The organism is Demequina lignilytica, assembly GCF_030418305.1.
Taxonomy (GTDB): domain Bacteria; phylum Actinomycetota; class Actinomycetes; order Actinomycetales; family Demequinaceae; genus Demequina; species Demequina lignilytica.
Window position 1 is genome coordinate 399190 of record NZ_JAUHPX010000001.1, and the last position, 21779, is coordinate 420968.

15 protein-coding genes are annotated in these 21779 nt (G+C 72.4%); 6 read left to right on the top strand and 9 right to left on the bottom strand.

Annotated features, from left to right (window positions below; all coding sequences use genetic code 11):
• Nucleotides 1-8 precede the first annotated feature (8 nt).
• Entirely contained in the window at nt 9-1235 is a 1227-nt protein-coding gene (locus QQX10_RS01840; protein WP_301144482.1) for an ROK family protein, read from the top strand.
• Between the two features lie 14 nt (nt 1236-1249).
• On the opposite strand, the gene QQX10_RS01845 is transcribed toward QQX10_RS01840, so the two are convergent.
• From QQX10_RS01845 to QQX10_RS01855, 3 genes are all read right to left on the bottom strand, one after another.
• Nucleotides 1250-2227: a GmrSD restriction endonuclease domain-containing protein gene (locus QQX10_RS01845; RefSeq protein WP_301144483.1), complete on the bottom strand. Its 978-nt coding sequence runs from the start codon at nt 2225-2227 to the stop codon at nt 1250-1252.
• Between the two features lie 88 nt (nt 2228-2315).
• On the bottom strand, nt 2316-2945 hold the full coding sequence (locus QQX10_RS01850) for a PadR family transcriptional regulator (protein WP_301144484.1): 630 nt from the start codon (nt 2943-2945) through the stop codon (nt 2316-2318).
• A gap of 102 nt (nt 2946-3047) precedes the next feature.
• On the bottom strand, nt 3048-4433 hold the full coding sequence (locus QQX10_RS01855) for an O-antigen ligase family protein (protein ID WP_301144485.1): 1386 nt from the start codon (nt 4431-4433) through the stop codon (nt 3048-3050).
• A 198-nt stretch (nt 4434-4631) separates the two neighbouring features.
• Between QQX10_RS01855 and QQX10_RS01860 the strand changes: the two genes are divergently transcribed.
• Together QQX10_RS01860 and QQX10_RS01865 are read left to right on the top strand one after the other, a co-directional pair.
• Nucleotides 4632-5507 (top strand): oxygenase MpaB family protein, encoded by an 876-nt coding sequence (locus QQX10_RS01860; RefSeq protein ID WP_301144486.1) that lies wholly within the window; start codon nt 4632-4634, stop codon nt 5505-5507.
• 28 nt (nt 5508-5535) lie between these two features.
• Nucleotides 5536-5799, top strand: coding sequence for a hypothetical protein (locus tag QQX10_RS01865; protein ID WP_301144487.1), 264 nt, complete (start codon nt 5536-5538; stop codon nt 5797-5799).
• 13 nt (nt 5800-5812) lie between these two features.
• Here the strand turns inward: QQX10_RS01865 and QQX10_RS01870 are convergent, their stop codons facing one another.
• Together QQX10_RS01870 and QQX10_RS01875 are read right to left on the bottom strand one after the other, a co-directional pair.
• Nucleotides 5813-6814, bottom strand: a complete 1002-nt coding sequence (locus QQX10_RS01870; protein WP_301144488.1) for a bile acid:sodium symporter family protein — start codon at nt 6812-6814, stop codon at nt 5813-5815.
• A 54-nt stretch (nt 6815-6868) separates the two neighbouring features.
• Nucleotides 6869-8146 (bottom strand): LCP family protein, encoded by a 1278-nt coding sequence (locus tag QQX10_RS01875; RefSeq protein WP_301144489.1) that lies wholly within the window; start codon nt 8144-8146, stop codon nt 6869-6871.
• 123 nt (nt 8147-8269) lie between these two features.
• Between QQX10_RS01875 and QQX10_RS01880 the strand changes: the two genes are divergently transcribed.
• Together QQX10_RS01880 and QQX10_RS01885 are read left to right on the top strand one after the other, a co-directional pair.
• The gene (locus QQX10_RS01880; protein ID WP_436968542.1) at nt 8270-8959 is read left to right on the top strand and encodes a GTP pyrophosphokinase; all 690 of its coding nucleotides are present in this window, start codon (nt 8270-8272) and stop codon (nt 8957-8959) included.
• Nucleotides 8960-9132: 173 nt separating this feature from the next.
• Nucleotides 9133-10638, top strand: coding sequence for an FAD-dependent oxidoreductase (locus tag QQX10_RS01885; protein WP_301144490.1), 1506 nt, complete (start codon nt 9133-9135; stop codon nt 10636-10638).
• A 1-nt stretch (nt 10639) separates the two neighbouring features.
• Here QQX10_RS01885 and QQX10_RS01890 read toward each other — a convergent pair whose 3' ends face one another.
• A complete protein-coding gene (locus tag QQX10_RS01890) occupies nt 10640-11437 on the bottom strand; it encodes an LLM class F420-dependent oxidoreductase (RefSeq protein WP_301144491.1) in 798 nt (265 codons plus the stop codon).
• A 28-nt stretch (nt 11438-11465) separates the two neighbouring features.
• On the bottom strand, nt 11466-12518 hold the full coding sequence (locus tag QQX10_RS01895; protein WP_301144492.1) for a magnesium and cobalt transport protein CorA: 1053 nt from the start codon (nt 12516-12518) through the stop codon (nt 11466-11468).
• Between QQX10_RS01895 and QQX10_RS01900 the strand changes: the two genes are divergently transcribed.
• Entirely contained in the window at nt 12517-12672 is a 156-nt protein-coding gene (locus QQX10_RS01900) for a hypothetical protein (protein WP_301144493.1), read from the top strand. The genes QQX10_RS01895 and QQX10_RS01900 overlap by 2 nt on opposite strands.
• Here QQX10_RS01900 and QQX10_RS01905 read toward each other — a convergent pair.
• Both QQX10_RS01905 and QQX10_RS01910 read right to left on the bottom strand, forming a co-directional pair.
• Nucleotides 12653-20530, bottom strand: coding sequence for an Ig-like domain-containing protein (locus QQX10_RS01905; protein ID WP_301144494.1), 7878 nt, complete (start codon nt 20528-20530; stop codon nt 12653-12655). The genes QQX10_RS01900 and QQX10_RS01905 overlap by 20 nt on opposite strands.
• A 193-nt stretch (nt 20531-20723) precedes the next feature.
• A complete protein-coding gene (locus QQX10_RS01910; RefSeq protein WP_301120535.1) occupies nt 20724-21740 on the bottom strand; it encodes a LacI family DNA-binding transcriptional regulator in 1017 nt (338 codons plus the stop codon).
• Nucleotides 21741-21779 lie beyond the last annotated feature (39 nt).

Consider the following 21779-nt stretch of genomic DNA (forward strand, 5'->3'; position numbering starts at 1 on the left):
ATGAGGCCATGAACGGGCCGGCCGATACCGCGGAGGTGCGCCGCACCAACCTCTCGCTCGTGATGCGCGCCCTCGACGCCCAGAGCCCCGCCTCGCGCACGGACCTGCGCGCGGCGACGGGCCTGGTGAGCGGCACGGTGTCCAGCATCGTCGACGAGCTGATCGGGCGCGGGATCCTCATCGAGTCGGGCGAGACCACCTCGACCGGCGGCCGCGGCCGCCCCCGCAAGGTGCTCCACCTCAACCACTCCCGCGTGGTGGTGAGCGTGGTCCAGCTCACGGCGGAGGACACGATCGCGGAGATCCGCGACTTCGGCGGAGAGCTGATCTGGGAGCTGCGTCGGCGCCACGGCGTGCGGACCGGTGAGCCGGGCGACGTCGTGCGCGCGCTCGCTGAGGCGGTCAACGCGTCGCAGGGCTTCCTGGCGCAGCACGAGGACTCGTGGCAGGCGGCGATCGTCATCGCGGTGCCCGCACCTGTGGTCGCGGGCACCACCATCGGATCCGCGATCGACTTCGGCATCGGGCGCACCGAGATCCTCGAGCCCGTGCGCGCCCTGCTGGAGCGGCCGGCCACGCCGATCATCATGAACGACGGCCGCCTGGGCGCGCTGGCCGAGCATGCCGACCGCGGCCCCGGCGCGGCCCGGGCGATGGCCTACGTCAAGGGCGACGGAGGCATCGGCGGCGGGCTCGTGATCGACGGCGAGGTCTATCTGGGGTCGCACCTGATGGCGGGCGAGTGCGGGCACATCTGCGTCGATCTCGCCGGTCCCGCGTGCGAGTGCGGCGCTCGCGGCTGCCTCACGCAGTTCCTCGGGCTGCACGCGATCGCGAGGGCCGCGGGCCTCGAGGACCTGGCGGCCCGGGCCGACCAGGACCAGGTGCTCGACGAGCTGGTCCGGCGCCTCGACGCGGGCGAGCAGCGCGCCGTCCAGGCGATCGACGTCGCGGGCCGGGCGCTCGCGGCCGCGATCGGCACCATGAGCAACTACACGGACCTGGACCTGGTGGTGCTGGGCGGGTTCCTGCCGCGGCTCGAGCCCTGGCTGCGCCCGCCGGTCCAGCAGCTCATCGAGACCCGGGCCCGCCACATCGCGGAGTTCAACCCCCGCCTCGAACGTGCGATCCACGGAGAGGACGCCACGCGCATCGGCGCCTGGAAGCTCGGGCGTCAGGTGGTGCTCCGCGCCCCCGACGAGGTGCCGATGCTGGCCGTCGACCAGCCGGTCTGAGGCCACCGGGGCGGCTACTCGCAGACGGTCCCGTCGCGGTCGCCGTCCCGGTACCACCCGTACTCGACGTCGACACCGTCGACGTAGGGGCCGTATCCCGCGGCCGCGGTCTCCTGGCAGGTGTCGTATCGCGGGTCGACCGCCACGTCCCCCTCACCCGTCGGCGCGAGCGCGTCATCGGAGGTCGAGACCGACTGCGCAGGCGTCGGCGCCGGCCCGCCCGTGTTCTGCGCGAGCACCGGCTGGTCGCCCGGCGCCGGCAGCGGGTGGCCGGGGCACGCGTCGAGCACCCGCAGCATCGCGTCGAGCTCGGCCCGGGTGACCCACACCTCGTACTTGGCCTTCACGGCGACCTGGCGGGCGACGTAGGCGCAGCGGAAGCCCGTCGCGGGCGGTAGCCACGTCGCGGCGTCGCCGTCGCCCTTCGCGCGGTTCTCCCCCGCGTCCACGGGCTCGAGGTTGAGCGGGTCGTTCGCGAACGCCACGCGCTTGGCGAACGGCCACTGCGCGGCACCCTTCTGCCACGCGTCGGACAGGGCCACCAGGTGGTCGATGTCGACCTCGCTCGCCCCACCCTTCTCGAAGCGGATCAGCGTCCCGGTGAACGGGTCCTCGAGCACGCCCGCGAGCACGGTGCACGCGCCCGACGTCTCGAGCCCGGTCAACCTCAGCCGGAGCATGTCGTTTCTGGTGTCGCACCCGTTGCGGTCGACGTCCACCCAGCCCGACCCGAACTGGTCCCGCGAGTACCCGGTCTGCGGCGCGCGACCCTTCACCGTCAGGTCGAGCGCCGCCGCGTACGCCGTACCGCGGGTCGTCGCCGGCGAGGCCGACGATGCGGGGGCGGCGGACGCTCCGCCCGTCGCCGCGGGCGACGGAGGAGCCGACGGGACGTCGGCGCCCTGCGCGGTCGTCAGGGGCGCGGCCGCCGATGCGCACCCGGCCAGCAGACCCGCACCCAGCATGGCCCCCAGCAGCCCCGCCCACCGCATCGTCGCCCCCTCGGCATCCGTTCCGAACGCCGCGACACTATGCGGATCACCCCGTTATCGGAGCGCGGCGCGGCGGGGCGCCGCGGGATCACCCCTCGTCGTCGACGAGCAGCCGGTACAGGTCCTTGCGCGCGGCGGCGAGGATCTCGACGGCGCGGGCCGCGAGCTCGGGCCGGCCGGGCTGGCGCGCGACATGGACGGCGGCCTCGCGCAGCGCGCCCAGCTCCTGGCGCAGCGCGGCGGCGGACTCGTGCCCCTCGGGCGCGGAGAACAGGGCCTCCATCTCGGCGGCGTGCTCGGCCGCCCATTCACGGCCCGCCGCGGTCAGCGAGGCCGTCTTGCGCCCCTCGACGGTCTCGATGCCCACCAGGCCCTCATCCTCCAGCGCCTGCAGCGTCGGGTAGATCGAGCCGGGGCTCGGCACCCACGCGCCGGAGCTGCGCTCCTCGATCGCGCGGATGAGCTCGTACCCGTGCCGCGGCTGCTCCGCGAGGAGCAGGAGGATCGCGCTGCGCACGTCCCCGCGGGGCCTGCCGCCGCGGCGTCCGCCGGGGTGGCCGTGACGCCCGCCGGGCCCGCCGTGGCCCCCGCGACCGCCGGAGCCGCCGCGCCGCCCGCGGCCACCCTCGCCCCCGTCGCCCGGTCCGAATCCGCCGTGGCGGCCGCGACCCCACGCCTCGTCGTCCCCCGCGCGCCAGGCCTCGTGCTGATGCTTCATGTGGTTCTTCATGGCCACTCTCTCATTCTCTATCGTGTTTCAGTCACGATATATCGCGATAGTTACCAAGTCAAGGGTGCCGCGAGCACGGTCTCGATCGCCTCAGGTGCGGCGGGACAGCACCAGCACGGGGTCCTCCCCCGTGTCGCGCTCGGCGGCGGGGGCGCCGGTGCGCACCAGCTCGGGATCGACCACCGTGAGCGTGAACGCCTGCGGCCCGGAGCAGTACAGCACCACCAGCAGGAACCAGCCCCAGTCGACCAGCATGCGCGACTCCGCCAGCGCCTCGAGCGCGATCGCGGCGGTGAGCAGGGCCCAGCCGAGCGGGATGTACGTGTCCCCCGCGGACGCGCGCTCGACCAGTCGCCAGGCGCTCCCGAACGTGAGCACCACGATCACCAGCAGCAGCGCCAGCCCGATGAGGCCCATCTGCATCCACGCGTCCAGGAACGCGTTGTGGCCGTGCGGGACCACCACGCCGACGTGGTCGACCACCGACCGGTACGGCTCGTGCCAGATCGGCCAGTAGCCGACGTAGCCCCAGCCCTCGGGCCTCGCCATCGCGAGGCGCATCGTCTCATCCCAGATGAACACCCGGTTGGTGGCGTCGGCGCTGCGGTCGAACATCTCGAAGATCTCGGCGCGGAACTTGATGGTCGCCACCGCGACCACCGCCGAGCATGCGAGCACCAGGTACGACAGCACCCGCTTGCGCCGCGCCGGCGCCCGCCGGATGAGCAGCGCGGCGGCCGCGAGCACCGAGACGTACAGCATCGCGATCGACACCGTCGCGGACATGGTGAGCAGGTGCACCAGCGCGACCGCCGCCAGCGTGAGGAAGCCGTCGAGCCGCCGCACCCGACGCTCGAGCAGCAGCACCACCGCGATGATCCCGGCGAGCAGCGCGAGCGAGTCGAAGACGTTGCGGTTGCCCACGAAGCCCTGGATGGGGCCGCCCGCGAGCAGGAGGTTCTCCGACCACGGCGGCAGCGCGCCGGGGTCGACGCTCGACAGCCTCGCGAGATCGCCCGCGCGCCGCTCCAACGGCTCGCGGAGCACCACCGCGACGTAGAGCTCGAACAGCAGCCCCAACCCGATCGAGACCTGGAGCCCGCGGTAGAGGTAGGCCATCACCTGGGTGCGTCCGGTGGTGGAGACGATGGTCGCCGCCACCAGCGTCACCACGGCGAGCGCGACGGTGGCGAGCGCCGTGACCGCGCGCGTCTCCGACCACAGCAGGGTGATCGCGGCGAGCGCGACGAAGTTCACGATCAGCCAGGGCACGCGCACCCGGTCGAGGTGATGGCGGAACGCGACGACGATCGCGGCGACGGTCGCCGCGCACATCATCAGGTACAGGGGGATGCCGAGCAGGTAGCGGAAGCCCTGGCCCGAGCTCAGCACCACGACGGCGCCGACGGCGGCGTAGGCGCGCCCCCAGCGGGAGGCGGTCCACCGCCAGCATCGCGCCACACGCCCGTTCCGCATCCTGCTCGCTTCCGTCCGAGGGGTCGGCCCCCTGTTCTCGCCGGCGAGTCCGGCCACGCGCCCGGTCTCCTCGGCTCGACGACGAGTCCGGCGCCTCACATGGTAGGGCCGCGCCGTCGCCGTCCCACCGGACAAGGCCTCACCGCGACCGAATCGTGACCGTCGCATCGTCCCTCCTGAGCGGGCGATACTGAGGGCATGGCCACCTCCGCGAGCCCCGTCACGCGCGCCCGGCGCCGCGTGGGCGAGGCGCTGTTCCTCCGCGTGGCGGGCCCCGATGGACCCGCGGCGCGCGACCGCGTCCACCTCACGCCCGGTCCCCGGTGGTTCCCCGCGGGCAGCGCGATCCGGCGGGTGCATGCGGACTCGTCGATGTACATCGGCGGCCTCCGCGCGCTGCTGCTCCAGTCGTTGCACCCGCTCGCGATGGCCGGCGTCGCCGGTCACTCCGGCTACCGTGGCGACCCCTGGGGGCGCCTCGCACGGACGTCGACGTTCCTGGCGTTCACCACGTTCGGCACCGCGGACGATGCGCAGGCAACGGTCGATCACATCCGCGTGATCCACGAGCGGGTGCGCGGCAAGGCCCCCGACGGCCGCACGTACCGCGCCAGCGACCCGCACCTGCTCACCTGGGTCCACATCGCGGAGGCCGACTCGTTCCTCGCCGCGCACCAGCGCTACGGGCGCCGCCCGCTCGACGCCGCAGGCTGCGACGAGTACGTCGCCCAGGGAGCCCGGGTCGCGCGCGCTCTCGGCGCGGTCGAGGTCCCCGAGACCGTCGCCGAGCTGGAGGCCGCGATCGCCGCCTACCGGGCCGAGCTCGAGGCCTCCCCGGCCGCCCTCGACGCGGCCGACTTCCTGCTCAGCGAGCCGCCGCTCGGACGCGCCGCCCGCGCGCCCTACGCGCTGCTGGCGGCGGGCGCCGTCGCGCTCCTGCCGGACTGGGCGCGGACTATGCTCGGTCGTGACTCCTGGGGCGTCCGCACCTTCGGCCCCGCGAGCGGCGGCGTCGCGACCCGCGCGATCCGGTGGGGCACCAGCGCGAACCGGCCCAGCCGCAACGTCGAGTGACCCGGTCGCTCTCGCTAGGGTGACGATCATGACGTCCGCCGCTCACGACCCCGCGAAGGCCATCGCGGGGATGTGCGACTGCGCCGACTGCACCGCGGCCCGCGCCTCCGGCGGCACCGAGCACGCCGTCCAACGCTACGAGCGGCTCGCCGGCGCCCTGAGCGAGCGGCGGCTCGACCAGGAGATCGTGAAGGAACCGCGCATCCGGCGGCTGTCCAGCGCCGTCGCGATCGGCAGCATCGGCCTGGTGGTGCTGATGGTCACCGCGGGGATCTGGGCGACCCAGGCGTGACGCCGACCGGGCCCTAGCCCACGCGGGCGGGCTCCTCCTCGGCCGCCGCGAGCCGGCGTGCGAGCACCGCGCAGGTGAACAGCTGGATCTGGTGGAACAGGATCACGGGCAGGGCGACGGACGCCGCCACCGCCGGGGCGAACAGCACCGACGCCATCGGCAGGCCGGTCGCCAGCGACTTCTTCGACCCGCACATCAGCAGGGCGATGCGGTCCGGCCGGTCCAGACCGATGCGCGCGCCGGCCCACCAGTTGAGGCTCAGCATCACGGCGAGCAGCGCCGCGCACACCGCGAAGAGGATCACCAGCGCGAGGGGCGTGATGTGGTCCCAGGTGCCCGACACCTGCGCCTCCGAGACCGCCCCGTAGGCGACGAGCAGGATGGTGCCGCGGTCCGTGACCTTCGTGAGGTTCTTGTGCGCGCGGATCCACGGCCCGATCCACCGCTCCGCGATCTGGCCCAGCACGAACGGCACCAGCAGCATCAGCAGGGTGCCCGCGACGCCCCCGCCGTCGTCGCCCTGCTGGCCCGTGCCCACGATCAGCACGCCCACCAGCAGCGGCGTGAGCACGATGCCGAGCACGTTGGACACGGTCGCTCCGCAGATGGCGCCCGCGACGTTGCCGCGCGCGATCGAGGTGAACACCACCGAGGACTGGACCGTGGAGGGCAGCAGGCTCAGGTACAGCAGCCCCGTCTGGAGATCGGGGGCGAGGACCGCGTCGGGGATGAACGTGATCGCGAGCCCGAGCAGCGGGAACACCAGGTAGGTCGAGGCCAGCATCGAGCCCTGCAGGCGGATGTTCTTGAGGCCCGCCCACACCTCCGACGTGGACATGCGGGCGCCGTACAGGAAGAACAGCAGGATGATCGCGCCGTCGGTGATCCGCTCGAGGACGTCCGCGACCCCGCCGTCGGCGGGCAGGACCAGGCCCAGGATCAGGACGCCGATGATCATCGCGACCAGCGGGTCGATCCAGGACACGGCCGAGCGGAGGCGGGGACGGAGAGCCATGCGCCTATCGTGCCCTAGCCAGGTGACGCGGCTGTTTCGCCCGCGCCCGCGCCGCTACTCGAGACCGCCGATCTCCGATCCGGGCTCGAAGGTGCCCTCGGCGACGGCCTCCCAGAAGGCGGGGCTGGTGTCGGGGTCGAGCAGGACCGTCGACCCGACGCCGGCGACCGAGTAGCCCATGTTCCGGATCGGCGGCGTGCCGGTCACGGCGTCGCCGGCCAGTCCTCCGCGGATGTCGAACGCGGCGCGCGCCAGGTCGACCACCCCGGACCCCTCGCTCACCGCGAAAGCGTCCAGCCCCGCGGACGTCAGCGCGACCATCCGGAACGGGTTGAGGAGCGTGCCCGGCGCGAGCGCCTCCGACGCCACGGCGCTCACCACCTGTCGCTGACGCTGCGTGCGGCCGATGTCGCCGAGCGGATCGGAGTAGCGCATCCGCGAGAACGCGAGCGCCGTCTCGCCGTCGGCCTCGTGGCAGCCCGCGGTCCACTCCATCTGGCTCTTCGGGTCGTCGACGTCGCGGTCGTAGCAGAGCTCGACCCCGCCGACCGCGTCGACCATGTCCGCGACCCCGGTGAACCCGATCTCGAGATAGAGGTCGACCGTCAGCCCGCTGAGGTCCTCCACGGTCTCGACCAGCAGCGGCGCGCCGCCGAGGCTGAACGCGGCGTTGATCTTGTTGTCCTGGTGGTCGGGGATCGGGACGTACGAGTCGCGCGGGATCGAGACGAGCGCCGTCGGGCCGGACTCGGGCACGTGCAGCAGCATGATCGTGTCGGTGCGGGCGCCCTCGACCGTGCTCTCCGCCCATCCCTCGCGCGAGTCCGAGCCCACGATGAGGTAGGTCCGCCCAGGCGTGTCCGGCGCACCCGAGAGCGCCTCGACGTGCTGGATGCGGCCGGAGGCCCAGGCGGCGAACCACACGAGCGACCCGACCACGAGCAGGAGCACCACGAGCACGACGGTCCGGAGACGGTGCCGGCGACGACGGCGCGGCGCGGCGGCGGGAGGCGCGGTGCGGGACGGCGGCGCGCCGGGCGGAGGCGCGTCGTAGGCGCCGGGCGGCGCCACCCGGGTCGCCGCGACCGGGGTCTGCGCGGGCGGGTTCCGGCGAGGGGACGATGCGGGGTCGGCCGGCCGTCGGCCCGCGGGCGCCGCCCCGCGCTGGGACGTGTCGAAGGCCCCGGTGGAACGGCGCGTGGGCGCCCCGGCGGGGGGCGGCGCGGGCCGCGCCGATGCCGCTGGGCGCTGCGGCGCCGGCGGACGCTGGGCCCCGCGCGGCTGGATCGACGGGGGCATCCGCCGCGGCTCGTCGTCTCCCGGTGTGGTCACGGGGTGAGGGTAACCCGGGACCCCGCGAGAACCACGGAGCGCGGCGCCGAGACCAGGAACCTGGCGGGTGCCCCGGGAGTTGGCGGAGGGGACGCCGCCGTGGCGCCCGACGGAAGGACACCGATGACCGACGCACCGCCGACCACCGCGCTGACCCTGATGAGCGGAGGCATCGGCGCCCCCGTCACCGCGGATCAGATCCGCGTCGCGCGGCACGAGATCCAGGGCTTCCTGCTCCAGTACGAGTTCGGACTGCGGGAGATCGAGACCAAGCTGTCGATCCTCAGCGACGAGTTCCAGGCGCTGCACGACTACAACCCGATCGAGCACGTCGACAGCCGCGTCAAGACTCCGGAGAGCCTGATCGAGAAGGTCGGCCGCAAGGGAGTGGCGGCGGACCTCGCGAGCGTCCGCGAGGCCATCACGGACATCGCGGGTGTGCGCGTCACGTGTGCCTTCGTCACCGACGTGTACCGGCTGTTCGACCTGCTCACGCGCCAGGACGACGTCGAGGTGCGGCAGGTGAAGGACTACATCGCTCACCCGAAGGCCAACGGCTACCAGAGCCTCCACGCGATCGTCGAGGTGCCGGTGTTCCTCTCCTCCGGTCCGGTGTCCGTGCCGGTCGAGGTGCAGTTCCGCACCATCGCCATGGACTTCTGGGCCAGCCTCGAGCACAAGATCTACTACAAGTATTCGGCCGAGGTGCCGGCGCAGCTGCTCGACGAGCTCAAGGAGGCCGCGGGCACCGCCGCCGAGCTCGACGCCCGCATGGAGCGCCTGCACACCGAGATCCACGGCGCCCGCCCCTGACCGCGCTCCTCCCGAGGCCTCCGCACCTGCGCGCAACCGCATCGTCACGCCCCCGAAACGCGCGCCCGCTACGGTGCGGAGCACGCTCCGGGTAATGCGGTGACATGAGGGTTCTCCCCGGCGCGCACGCCGGCGCGCCCGCGTCGGCGCCCCGCTGGACGCGAAGGAGAACCATGCCCCTCATCGACCGTGACGCCCGCCTCGCCGCCCTCAAGGTGCGGATCCGCGACGAGCTGGACCTCCTCGACTACGGCGGCCGCGACTGGGTCCCCTCCCCCGGCGACGGGGTGCTCGACGTGCTGATCGTCGGCGGCGGCCACGCCGGTCAGGCGCTCGCCTTCGCCCTCGCCCGCAAGGACGTGCGCCGGGTGCTGGTGGTCGACGCCGCACCGGCCGGGCTCGAGGGGCCGTGGAGCACCTCGGCCCGCATGCGGACGCTGCGCACACCGAAGATGCTGAAGGGCCCCGACGACGACGTGCCGTCGCTCGCGCCCCGCTCCTGGTTCGTCGCGGCCTACGGACAGGAGCGGTGGGACGCGATCCGCTACATCCCGCGCGTGGACTGGCAGGAGTACCTGCAGTTCTACCGCGAGGTCACCGGGATCGACGTGGTCAACGAGACCACGGTGACCGCGGTCGCGCCGCCCGCGCACCCGGACGGACCGTTCACCGCGACCCTCGCGGGCCCCGACGGCGACCGCGAGGTCCTCGCGCAGCGGGTCATCTTCGCGACCGGCCTCGAGGGCGCGGGCGGGATCGCCGTGCCCCGCCACCTGTTCGGCCACCTCCCCGACAGCGCCTGGGCGCACACGTCGCACGCGATCGACTTCGACGCCTGGCGCGGGGTGCGCGTCGGCGTGCTCGGCGGCGGGGCGAGCGCGTTCGACGTCGCCGGCACCGCGCTCGAGCACGGCGCCGCATCCGTCGCCCACTTCATGCGACGCCCCGAGATGCCCGCCGTGAATCCTCTCCGATGGATGGAGTACGCGAGCTTCGTCGAGCACTTCTGCGACCTCGACGACGCGGACAAGTGGGACTTCATGCGGAAGGTCCTCGAGATCGACCAGCCGTCGACGCAGAGCTCGATCTGGCGCTGCTTCGAGCACGCGGACTACTCGTTCGCGCTCGGCTCGCCCTGGCTGTCGACCCGCATGGACGGCGACGAGGTCGTGGTCGACGTCGCGGGAGTCGAGCACCGCTTCGACGTGGTGGTCGCCGGCACCGGCGTCGCCGTCGACCTGCGGATGCGTCCCGAGCTCGCGGACGTGGTCGACCACATCGCGCTGTGGGGCGACCGGTACACGCCGCCCTCGGGCAAGGAGCACCTCGGCCTCGCCGCGTACCCCTACCTCACGGGATCGTTCCAGTTCACGGCGCGGGACGATGCGGCGGCCCCCTGGATGGGCCGGCTCTACCACTTCGCGCAGGGAGCGCGGGTGACGATGGGCATCACGGGCCATCAGCTCTCCGGCCTGCCGGCGGGCGTGCAGCGGCTGGTCTGGGGCCTCACGGGGGACCTCTTCCGGGAGCATCACGCCCACGTGCGCGCGGACTTCGACGCCTACGACGAGCGCGAGCTGATCTCCCTCGGGCCGCGCCCGGCGGACCAGCCGCCGATCCAGCGGTGGGCGTCGTCCTCGGCGGCCGAGCTCGCGGCTCCGGACGCGGTGGAGGTCTGACTCAGGACCCGTTGAGGCGGTCGCGCCACGCCAGCCACGGCTCCACGCGGGAGACGTCGTAGTCCGGGCCGCTGAGGCCGATCGTGAAGAGCGTCGCGCCGAGCGCGTGCAGCTCGCCCGCCTGCGCCTCCGTCATGCGGCTCACCTCGGTCGAGATCTCGATCTCGCTCACGTCGCGGCCGACCGCGCGGCCGTGCTCCGCGAGGATCCCGAGCTTGCGCTCGAGCGTGGCGGCGTCGGAGAAGGAGTGCCAGATGTCGGCGTGCCGGGCGACGATGCGGAGGGTCTTCTTCTCGCCGCCGCCGCCGATGAGCACCGGGATCTTCCGGGTGGGCGCGGGGTTGAGCCGCTCCCAGCGCGCCTCGATGCGCGGCAGTGCGTCGGCGAGCGCGTCGAGGCGTCCTCCGACCGTGCCGAAGTCGTAGCCGTACTCGTCGTAGTCGCGCTCGAACCAGCCGGAGCCCGTGCCGAAGATGAAGCGCCCGGTGCCGCCCTTGGCGCTGATGTGGTCGATGGTGCGCGCCATGTCCGCCTGCAGATCGGCGTTCCGGTAGCTGTTGCAGTTGACCAGCGCACCGATCTCGACGCGGCTGGTCTGCTCGGCGAGCGCCGCGAGCATGGTCCAGGACTCGAAGTGCAGGCCGTCGCGCTCGCCGCGCAGCGGGAAGAAGTGGTCCCAGTTGAACAGCACGTCGACGCCCATCCCCTCGAGCGTCGCCGCGGCGGCGCGGATGGTCTCGTAGGTGGCGTGCTGGGGCTGGATCTGGACGGCGATACGGACGGGCCGGTCGACGGTCATGTGGCTTCCCTTCGTCGGGACGGGGCGGCTAGAACCAGCCGCGCCGCTTGAACACGGTGTACAGGGCAACGCCGAACGCCACCATCGTGGCGAGGGCGAGCGGGTAGCCGAACGCCCAGTGCAGCTCGGGCATGCGGTCGAAGTTCATGCCGTAGATCGCGGCCACCAGGGTGGGCGCGAACAGGATCGCGGCCCAGCCCGAGATCTTCTTCATGTCCTCGTTCTGGCGCTGTGCGACCAGGGTCGCGTTGACGTCGAGGATCTGGGCGAGCGAGGCGCGCAGCTCGGTGACCTCGGCATCGACCCGCGTGAGGTGGTCGGCGACGTCGGCGACGTAAGCGGCCAGCGCATCGTCCTCGTCCTCGGCATGACGGCGCACGAGGGCCCCCACGGCGGCCGCCAGCGGCGCGCACGCGTGCTTGAGGTCCACCACCTCCTGGCTCAGGCGGTAGATCCGCTCGGTCACCGTCGCCTCGCCCGTGAAGACCTGACGCTCGATCTGCTCCTGGTCGAGCGCGAGCCCGTCGAGCACGGGACCGTAGCCGTCGACGATCCGGTCGAGGACCCGGTACGCGAACGCCGCGGAACCGCGGTGGAGCAGCTCCGGGTCCTCGAGCAGCCCGCCGGGGCCGTCGGTCAGGTCCGGGGCCGCGCTGCCGTCGATCCAGCGCCAGTCCTGGCACAGGACCGCGACCGCGTCCGGGCGCACCAGCAGATGGACCTCGGCGAGCTCGACACGCTCGCTCGCGTCCACGTACCAGGCGGCGCGGGCGACGATGAAGGTGACGTCCCCGAAGCGCTCGAGCTTGGGCCGCTGGCCCGCGTGGTGGAGGTCCTCCGCGAGCAGCGGGTGCAGGCCCCAGTCGTCGGCCAGCGCGGTGATCGACTCCGCGGTCGGCTGCGCCTGGACGATCACGCGGTAGCCGCCGTCCGCACCGTCGCCGTCGACGCGCACGCCGTCCACCACCCGGATCGCGGCGGGGGCCTCCGTCACCACCGGCGGGATGTCCCCCGCCGCCCCGCGGCGCCTGCCGATGGCGGCGCGCAGCGCGCGGCGGCGCCCGTGCGACGTCTGAGCCATGACCATCCCCTCCTCGGGTGTGGTCAGCGTCTCACGACGCCGCGGCATTCCCGAGGAGCGCGAGCGCCGGCCGCGTCAGGACGCCGAGGGCACCGGACGGGGCGCGCCGCTCGGCCGCGTGATGGGCTGGCGGCTCAGCGGACGGTCACCGTGATGGGCTTGGTCGCGGTGGTGCCCGCGCTGTTGACCAGTTCCGCGACGTAGGTGTGCTTCCCGACCGCGGCGCCGGCGATGACGGTCGACGCGGTCTGCGCCCCCGGCGTGGCGGCGACGAGCGACTGCTCGTCGATCAGCACGCCGTCCTCGTAGAGCCGGTACGCCGTGCCGTTGGTGCCCCACCCCAGGGTGAACGTCACCGTGTAGTCGCCGTCCTTGTCCTGGTTGTCATGGGTGAGCCTGCCGACCCCGGGCGTCGCATCGGTCACGGTGACCTCGAGGGGGGCCGACTCGGTCACGCCCATCGCGTTCCGGGCGACCGCCACGTACTCGTACGTGCCGTTGGCCAGACCCGCGATGGCGAACTCGGCGCGCTGCGCCGTCGGGGTGACGTCCTCGAGCGCCACCGCACCGACGAGCACGCCGTCCTGGTAGAGCGCGACCGAGGTCGCGTTCTGACCCCACCACAGGTCCCAGGTGACGGTGAACTCGCCGTCCTCCAGACCCGTGTCCCAGCCGTTGTCGTCGGCGAGGGTGCCCGCGCCGGGCGCCGCGGTCGCGGCGCCGGGAACGGGCGGCTCGGTCGTGTCGACGATGCCGATCCAGGACAGCGACGATGCGCCGGTCGCTCCGGTGGCGGTGATGGTGACGATCGAGTCGCGGTAGGTGGAGAAGGCGACGGTCGCCTGCCCGCTCGGGCTGTCCGCGTCCAGCTCGACGACGTCCGCCGCATCGGTGACGCCCTCGTGGGTCACGGCGGCCGTCAGGGCGGTCGCGCCGTCGACGATCCCGAAGCCGGCGGTGACCTCGTAGCTGCCGGCGGGCAGCCAGAAACGGTACTCGATCGCCCCGTCGGGGTTCTCCCACGCGGTCAGGCTCTTGTCGAAGGACCCCTCCGCGACGGTGCGAACGACCGCGCCGCCGTCGCCGATCGCGGTCGCGAGTCCCCACGGCTCGTCCTGGTCCGCATCGACGACCCCGTCGGCGACGGCGTTGCGGAGCGCGGCGAGCGGTGCGACCGCGTCGTAGACCGGCGACCCGGCCGTGCCGGCATCGACCAGGTAGGTCAGCCCGGCGGGGATCACCTCGACGTTGAGGACCACGTCGACAGCCCCGGCGGCGCCGTGGACGGCCACCACCGCGTACGGAGTGTCGAAGGCCTCGGCAGCGGGCTCCTCCCAGACCACGGCCTCGGCCATGACCTGGTCGGAGATGCTGAGCAGGTCGAGAGTCTCCGGCAGCTCGGGCAGGTCGCCCGCGAGCACGGCGATCCGATAGTCGGCGAGCGGGAGGTACCCGATCTCGACCAGCGCGCCGATGGCCTGGTCGACCGCGGCAGCCGCCGCGTCGAGCTCCTCCTGCGTGGAGGAGACCTCGCCGACGACCTCGCGGGCGGTGTGGAGCGCCTCGTCGAGCGCGGCGATCGACGCCGGGCTGTAGGCCTCACGGGTCACGGCGTCGCCGCGGTCGATCGCGTCCAGCGCGGTCGCCGGGTCGGGCGGTGCGACGCGGGTGAGGATGAGGTTGTCGACCACCGACCACTGGCCCGCGCCCTGGATGTACCGCAGCGCAGCCGTGATGGTGCCACCGTCGAGGTACACGGGCGACGTGACCGGATGCAGCCATACGTCCTTGCCCACGGTCTCGACCGAGACCGACGACGCCACCTCGCCCGACGAGTCCGCCAGCGACAGCGTGATGTCCTGCGTGAGGTTCGCATCACCACGGAACGAGCCGCTCAACGTGTACCAGCCCGGCATGACCCGGACGCCCTGCTCCAGCAGGAAGTCCATCGAACCCGAGCTCCACACGTTGAGGTACGTCGGGCTCTCGAAGCCACCCGTGGTCCGGATCGCGACCGAGCCCTGCGGCTTGTTCCACGTCACGTCCCACCCGGCGAGCCGGTCCTCGAAGCTGCCGTTGACCAGCAGGTTCCCGGTCGGCAGCGACTGGTCCACCACCGTCACGTCGAACGACGCCGTCAGCGACGGATCCGCCACCAGCGCGACCGTCACCTCCTGCGCGCCCACGGTCCAGGCGTCGAAGCCCACGACCTCGTACTCCGACGCGTCCAGCACCTGCGACGAGCCATCCGACATCGACGCCGTCACCTCGAGACCCGTCAGATCCAGATCCGCACCGGCGACCACCTCGGCCGACACCGGCGGCGACGTCACCGCGATCGACTCCGCCTCGACCGGTGCGACGCGGGTGAGGATGAGGTTGTCGACCACCGACCACTGGCCCGCGCCCTGGATGTACCGCAGCGCAGCCGTGATGGTGCCACCGTCGAGGTACACGGGCGACGTGACCGGATGCAGCCATACGTCCTTGCCCACGGTCTCGACCGAGACCGACGACGCCACCTCGCCCGACGAGTCCGCCAGCGACAGCGTGATGTCCTGCGTGAGGTTCGCATCACCACGGAACGAGCCGCTCAACGTGTACCAGCCCGGCATGACCCGGACGCCCTGCTCCAGCAGGAAGTCCATCGAACCCGAGCTCCACACGTTGAGGTACGTCGGGCTCTCGAAGCCACCCGTGGTCCGGATCGCGACCGAGCCCTGCGGCTTGTTCCACGTCACGTCCCACCCGGCGAGCCGGTCCTCGAAGCTGCCGTTGACCAGCAGGTTCCCGGTCGGCAGCGACTGGTCCACCACCGTCACGTCGAACGACGCCGTCAGCGACGGATCCGCCACCAGCGCGACCGTCACCTCCTGCGCGCCCACGGTCCAGGCGTCGAAGCCCACGACCTCGTACTCCGACGCGTCCAGCACCTGCGACGAGCCATCCGACATCGACGCCGTCACCTCGAGACCCGTCAGATCCAGATCCGCACCGGCGACCACCTCGGCCGACACCGGCGGCGACGTCACCGCGATCGACCGGGCCACCACGGCGTTGCCCGTGACCTCGACGGTGATGTCGGCGGTCTTCGGGTCGCCCGAGTACATGGTGACCACGACCGAGACGGTCGCCGTCCCCTCGGTCCAGCCGATCAGCTCGCCGGAGCCGGCGTCGATCGACGCGACGGCGGGATCCGAGGACAACCACGCGATCCCGGCCACGTCCGAGTCGCCGTCGCCGCCGGTCAGGCGCGCGATCAGCTGCTTCGGGTCGCCTGCGTCGACGGCGAGCGGCGCGCTGGCACCGCCCTCCTCGAAGACGGTCACGCCGTCCTCGTCCTCGACCCAGAAGAACTCCGACGCCCGGATCGTGTCGGTGACGGTGACGGGGATGTCGACGAAGAGGTCGGGGTCCGCGACCGACGCGATGCGCACGCTGGTGGTTCCCGACACCACGTCGGCCAGGGTCGGCACCAGGCGGGAGGCGGTCACCAGCCCGTCCTGGGTGACGGTCGCCACCGTGGTGTCGGCCGACGACCACACCACGCCCTGCGACGCGCCGGCGGGGAGGACGCTCGCGCCGAGCTGGACGCTCGCCCCGAGCGTGCCGGCCACCGGTATGAGGCGCACGGCCTCCGCGGTCGGGACGATGCTGCGCGGCGCCGGCGCAGCCGCGTAGACGTTGACGTCGTCGAGCATGGTGGTCCAGGTCATGGCCCCCACCCGGGTGGTCCAGGTCTGGAGCGTGGCCACGTCACCGGTGTAGTCCATGTCCGCGAACGGCACCGTGTGGGTCGCCGTCAACGTCGGATCCTCGACGCTCGTGATCGTGAGCACGGTGTGCTCGGCCCGGAAGTCGAGCTCCGCGTGGACGTGGTACCAGGTGTGGTTCACGTCGAAGCCGTCCCCGACCGGCGTGGTGTCGGTAAGCGGCTCGTTCGAGGTCGACGAGGAGGACCGGCCGCCGCTGCTGAACACGAGCTCGGTGCTCCAGTTGGTCTGGATGCTCAGGTAGCGCTGCTGCGAGCTGTCCGTGATGGTGACGTACGCGCCCTTGGAGCCCTCAGGGGCGCCCACGTTCCAGTCGAAGTCGATCGCGACGCGGTCGTTGACCATCGGCTCGCTGAACGCCTTCTGAAGTCCGCGTCCACCCGAGCCGGAGCCCGTGGCGACCAGCACCTGATCGCCGTCGACGGACTGCACCGAGGCGGTCATGTAGCCGCCGTAGCCGGGGATGGCGCCGGTCCCCCACGCATCGCCGATCGCGATGTTCTCGAAGCTGTCGCTCGAGGTCGGGACGTAGACCGGCACGGTCACGGCGTGCTCCCCGCCGGCGGTGGTCGCGGTGATGCGCGCGACGCCGGGCGAGACGGGCGTGACGATGCCGAACGAGTTGACCCTCGCGACCGTCACGTCGTCGGAGGTCCACGACACGGCGTCGTCGGTCGCATCCGCGGGAGAGACGGTGGCGTGCAGGGTCACGGTCGGCACCGGGCCCGCGGGCGCGTACGTGGAGAACGCGTCCGCGCGGAACCAGTGCTCGTCGACGTCGAGCTCGAGCCCGCTGACCGGGACGGCATCCGCCTGCACGGTGACGACGGCGCTGGCCGTGAACGCGCCGTCGTCGGTCGTGACGGTCACCGTCGCCTGCCCGAGCGCGACGCCGGTCACCGCGCCGGTGGCGTCGACCGTCGCGACGGAGTCGTCCGACGTGGTCCAGGTCACCGCGGTGTTCGCGGTGTCCTCCGGCAGCACCAGGGCACGGAGGTCCTTGGTGGTGCCGAGCTGCAGCGTCATGGACTCGCGGTCGAGGATGACCCCGGTCGCGCGGACCGGGACCACGTGGATCAGCGCCTCCGCGAAGACCATCGGGTCGTCCTCGGCGTAGGCACGGATCAGCACGTCGCCCTCGGCGAGCGCCGTGACCAGGCCGTCGCTGTCGACGGTCGCGATGGACTCGTCGGCGCTGGACCAGCCCAGGTGGTAGAAGCTCGCGTCCGAGGGCAGCACGGTGGCGGCGAGCTGGAGCTCGCGTCCGGTGTCCAGGGTCGCCTCGGTCGTGTCGAGCTCGACCGCCGCGACGGCGACCCTGGTCGCGTCGACGGTGAAGGAGAGCGTGGCCGCTCCGTCGAGGGAGGTCGCCGTGACGGTGGTGCTGCCCGCCGCGTGGATGTCGAGCTGCACCAGCGAGGCGTCGTCGGTGCGCTGGGCCATGCGGCCGGGCTCGGTCTGATGGGTCTCGCCGAAGAACGAGGCGACGGCCGGGTCGGAGGACGTGTAGACCACGCCCTGGCGTGAGGCGTCCCCGAGCGACGCGGAGAGGTCGAGGGCCTCCTTGACCGCCGTGGTCACGGTGGCACCGTCGGTGACCGGAGCGCCGTCGACGGTGATCACCAGCTCGCTCGCGGTCACCGGGTTCGGGACGGTCACGACGGCGGTCGCGCTGTGTCCCGCCGCATCGGTCGCCGTCACGGTCGCGGTACCGGGGGCCACGCCCACGACGAAGCCCTCATGCGTGACCGCGGCGACCGTCGCATCGTCCGTCGCATAGGTCACCCCGCTGTCGGTGAGCACCGTGTCCGACGGCGCGACCACCGGCATGAGCCGCTGCTTGGCGCCCTGCTCCACGGTGATCGCGGTCTCGACCAGGGAGATGCCGGTGGGCTCGACCGGGTCGACGGAGTAGATCCCGTCCGCGTAGCCGTTGTCGTAGCCGAGCGGGGTGGAGACGTCCGCATCCTTCTGCTTGGGCACGCCGCGGATCAGATACGCGTAGAGGCTGTCCATGGCGTCGCCGGACTTGCCGGGCTGGGCGCTGCCCATCTCCTTGATCGAGACGTCTCCGTTGTTGAACAGGATGCGGTTGTTGACGTCGGCGGTGCCGCCGTCGCTGGACCCGACGCCCGGCGTCGGGATCCACACTGCCTCCCAGTAGTAGAAGCCGCGCTTCTGACCGTACGGGTTCGGGTAGTCGAGCGGCGCCTGCATGTAGTCGAGCAGCCAGTTGTACTGGCCGTTCGGGCTGTTGCGGTAGTACGTCGACTGGCCCAGCTGGGTGGTCTGCTGGTCGTGGGTCGGCTTGTAGCGGGTGAAGCTGAAGCCAGCCTCGACGTCGATGTACTCGCGGTAGCGGCGGTCGGGGTCCGCGTTGATCGCCTCGCCCAGCTCGATGATGTTGCCGCTGGAGCGCCCTCCGTAGAGGGAGTACGCCTCGCCGTCGTACTGCGCACCCGCCGCGGTGAGCCCGTCGAAGAAGTTGGCGCTCGCGCCCGTGTCGTAGCCGTTGTTGGTGTGGATCGACGTCGCGACCTCCGGGGCGACGTCCTGGATCGCCTGGTGAGCGGCGGTGATGATCGCCGCGTGGCCAGTCGACGTCGCGCCGCGCCCGGCGGGCCAGAGCAGGCCGCCGTTCTGCTCGTTGCCGATCTTCACCCCGGCGATCTCGACGTCGTGAGCGACCAGGTCCGTCATGAAGTCATGGACGTAGTGGTAGACGACTGCCTTCAGGTGGTCCAGGTCGCTGTCCGTGCGGGTACCGTCGTAGTCGACGTTGGTCCAGATCGCCGGCGTGTACGCCTTCGCGGCGCTCACCCACGCATCGCTGAAGTGGAAGCTCGGGTGGATGCTCATGCCGAGCGCGGCCGCGCGCACCGCGAGCTCCTGGGTGTGCTCCTCGTCCCAGTAGCCCCCCTGGATCATGCGCTTGGGGTAGGGCTGCCCGTCGGGTCCCGTCCAGCTCTGGAACACCGGGAGCAGGGTGTCGTAGCTCACGATCTGCTCGCCCGCCTGGACGAACACCATGCTGGTGATCGAGTTGACGCCGCGGTTCGCCATGATGCGCAGCGCATCCTGCTGGACTCCGTTGGCGAAGTACTTGCCTCCCAGGTCCTCCTCGGCCTGGAGGAAAGAGGTGTCGGCGCCCTTGACCTCGTTCTCGTCGTCGAGCTCGAAGAGGTCGAAGGAGTCGACGTACGCGGAGTCCGCGCCGTTGCCGGTCCAGGCGTCCGCGGGGACCGGTCCATCGGCCGTGTGCACGGTGACCGAGTCGACGTAGGCGGCGTCGTACACCGTGTTGGCGTACAGCTCGACCTCGTGGTCGTCGGGGCCCGTGACGAACGTCGCGGTCACGAGCCCGTAGCCGACGGTTCCGGACGGCGCCTGCCGCAGCACCGTTCCGTCGGAGCTGCGCACGCCGAGGTTCACACGGTCGCCCAGGGAGGTGCGGTCCACGTACTCGCCGTCGCGGCCGCGCCAGCTCTCGTGTCCGGTGGTCTCGAAGGTGTCCTCGACATCTACCTTGGCGCGCATGGTCACCGCGTAGCGCGTGCTCGGCTCCACCGCGACCGTCTGCGTGATCTCGGCGCCGTCCTCGAGGCGGACGGCGGCGTCGCCCGTGTCCGCCCCGGTGGTGACCACCGAGGCCGGACCCGAGACGGCCCATCCCTCCAGCCCGTCCTCGAAGCCCCAGTTGGAGAGGGACGCGTCCGCGGAGTCGAGCCGCAGCACCACGTCATCGACGTCGATCGCCCCGGCACCCGCGGTGACCGTGACGGTCGCCTCGCCGTTGTACACGAGCACGTTGCGATGAGCCGCGCGGGCCCATGCGGAGCCGCTGCCCGCCACCGCGCCGTCGATCAGGAGCACCGCGTCCGGCCCGCCCGTGCCCGACACCGTGATCTTCGCGTTGTTGTCGCTCGTCGCACCGCGCAGGTGGGCGTCGAGCGTGTAGCTGCCCTGGCTCAGGCCCGTGAACGTCGCCGTGATGGTCGAGCCGGCGGGAAGCGCCGCGTAGGCTCCCCCATCCTGGCCGCCCGCGGAAGCGGCCGCGGCACCTCCGGTGGCGTCCCAACCCGACAGGCCTGCCTCGAAGTCGGTGCTGACCGTCGGCGAGCCCCCCGTGGGCACCTCCGCCGCGTGCGCCGCCGGGGCCACGGCCACCGATGTGAGGGCGACCGCCGCGAAGGCGACCGCGCCGATGAACCTGTGTCGGAGGTCTCCGTCGACCCGCATGTTCCACCTCATCGTGTTGCCGAGAACGACGTCGCGCGCGACGCGTCGCCCGTGACTGCGGCCAGCATCCCCGACGCGCGCGACGATGTCAAGAAACCGGTTACTCAGCACGCACGCGCACGCACAGGTGGCCGCACCGCGGGGCGACCCAGGGGCCCGCGGGGGGGCGTTCGCGGACGAGCGAGGCGACGGGTCAGGCCACGGGATCGACGCTCGCCCGAGGCACGAGCACGGGGGCGAAGACGCGCGGCCCGTCCTCCTCCTCGCCCTTCATCCGCGCCTCGAGGGCCCGCCAGGCGGTCTCCCCGACCTCCTCCAGATCGACGCTCATGGTGGTGAGCGCGGGCGAGGACAGACGCGCGAACGGGATGTCGTCGAAGCCCACCACCGAGAGGTCGCGCGGCACCCGCACCCCGCGGTCCCGCGCCGCCTCGAGCACCCCCAGCGCGACCAGGTCGTTGAAGCCGATGATCGCCGTGGATCCTGTCGCGCGCGCTTGGTCGAAGACGGCGTGGCCCTCGTCGATCGTCGATCCGCACGGGAGCCGCACCAGCTCGACCTCCGGGTGCTCCTCCCCGATCGCCGTCAGGCCCCTCAGCCGCGCCGCCTGGGCGTTGGATCCGACGGGGCCGTCGAGATGGACGATGCGGCGGTGGCCGAGGCCGATCAGGTGCCGGCACATCTCGGCGACACCGGCGCCCGAGTCCACGACGACGCGCGGGGCGTCCACCGGCTCGTCACGGTTGACGAGCGCGATGGGCTGCACCCGGGGCAGCAGCGCCGCGAGGGTGTCCGCATTCATGCGCGGCGAGCAGACGATCACCGCGTCCGTGCGCCGTCGCACGTCCTCGATGAGCGCGGGCTCGTCATCGGGCGTCTCGGCCGAGTCCGCGACCAGCACCCGGTATCCCGCCGCGGCGGCGGACCGGTTCACGCCGTGGAGGATCTGCTGGAAGCTCGGGTTCCCCAGATCCGGGACGATCACTCCGACGGTCGAGGTCCTGCCGAGCGACAACGACTGCGCCACGCGGCTCGGCTTGTATCCGAGCTCGTCGACCACGCGGCGCACACGCTCGGCGATCGCCGCGTCGACGGTGGGCCGGCCGTTCATGACGCGCGAGACCGTCGCCCGCGAGACGCCCGCGGCCTGCGCGACGTCGGTGATCGTCGCGCCGCTGCTCGGGCGCATCCGCCCGGGCCGTCGTGTCATGCGCTCCGCGGCTCCCCCGGTCATGGGACGCGTGTCGGC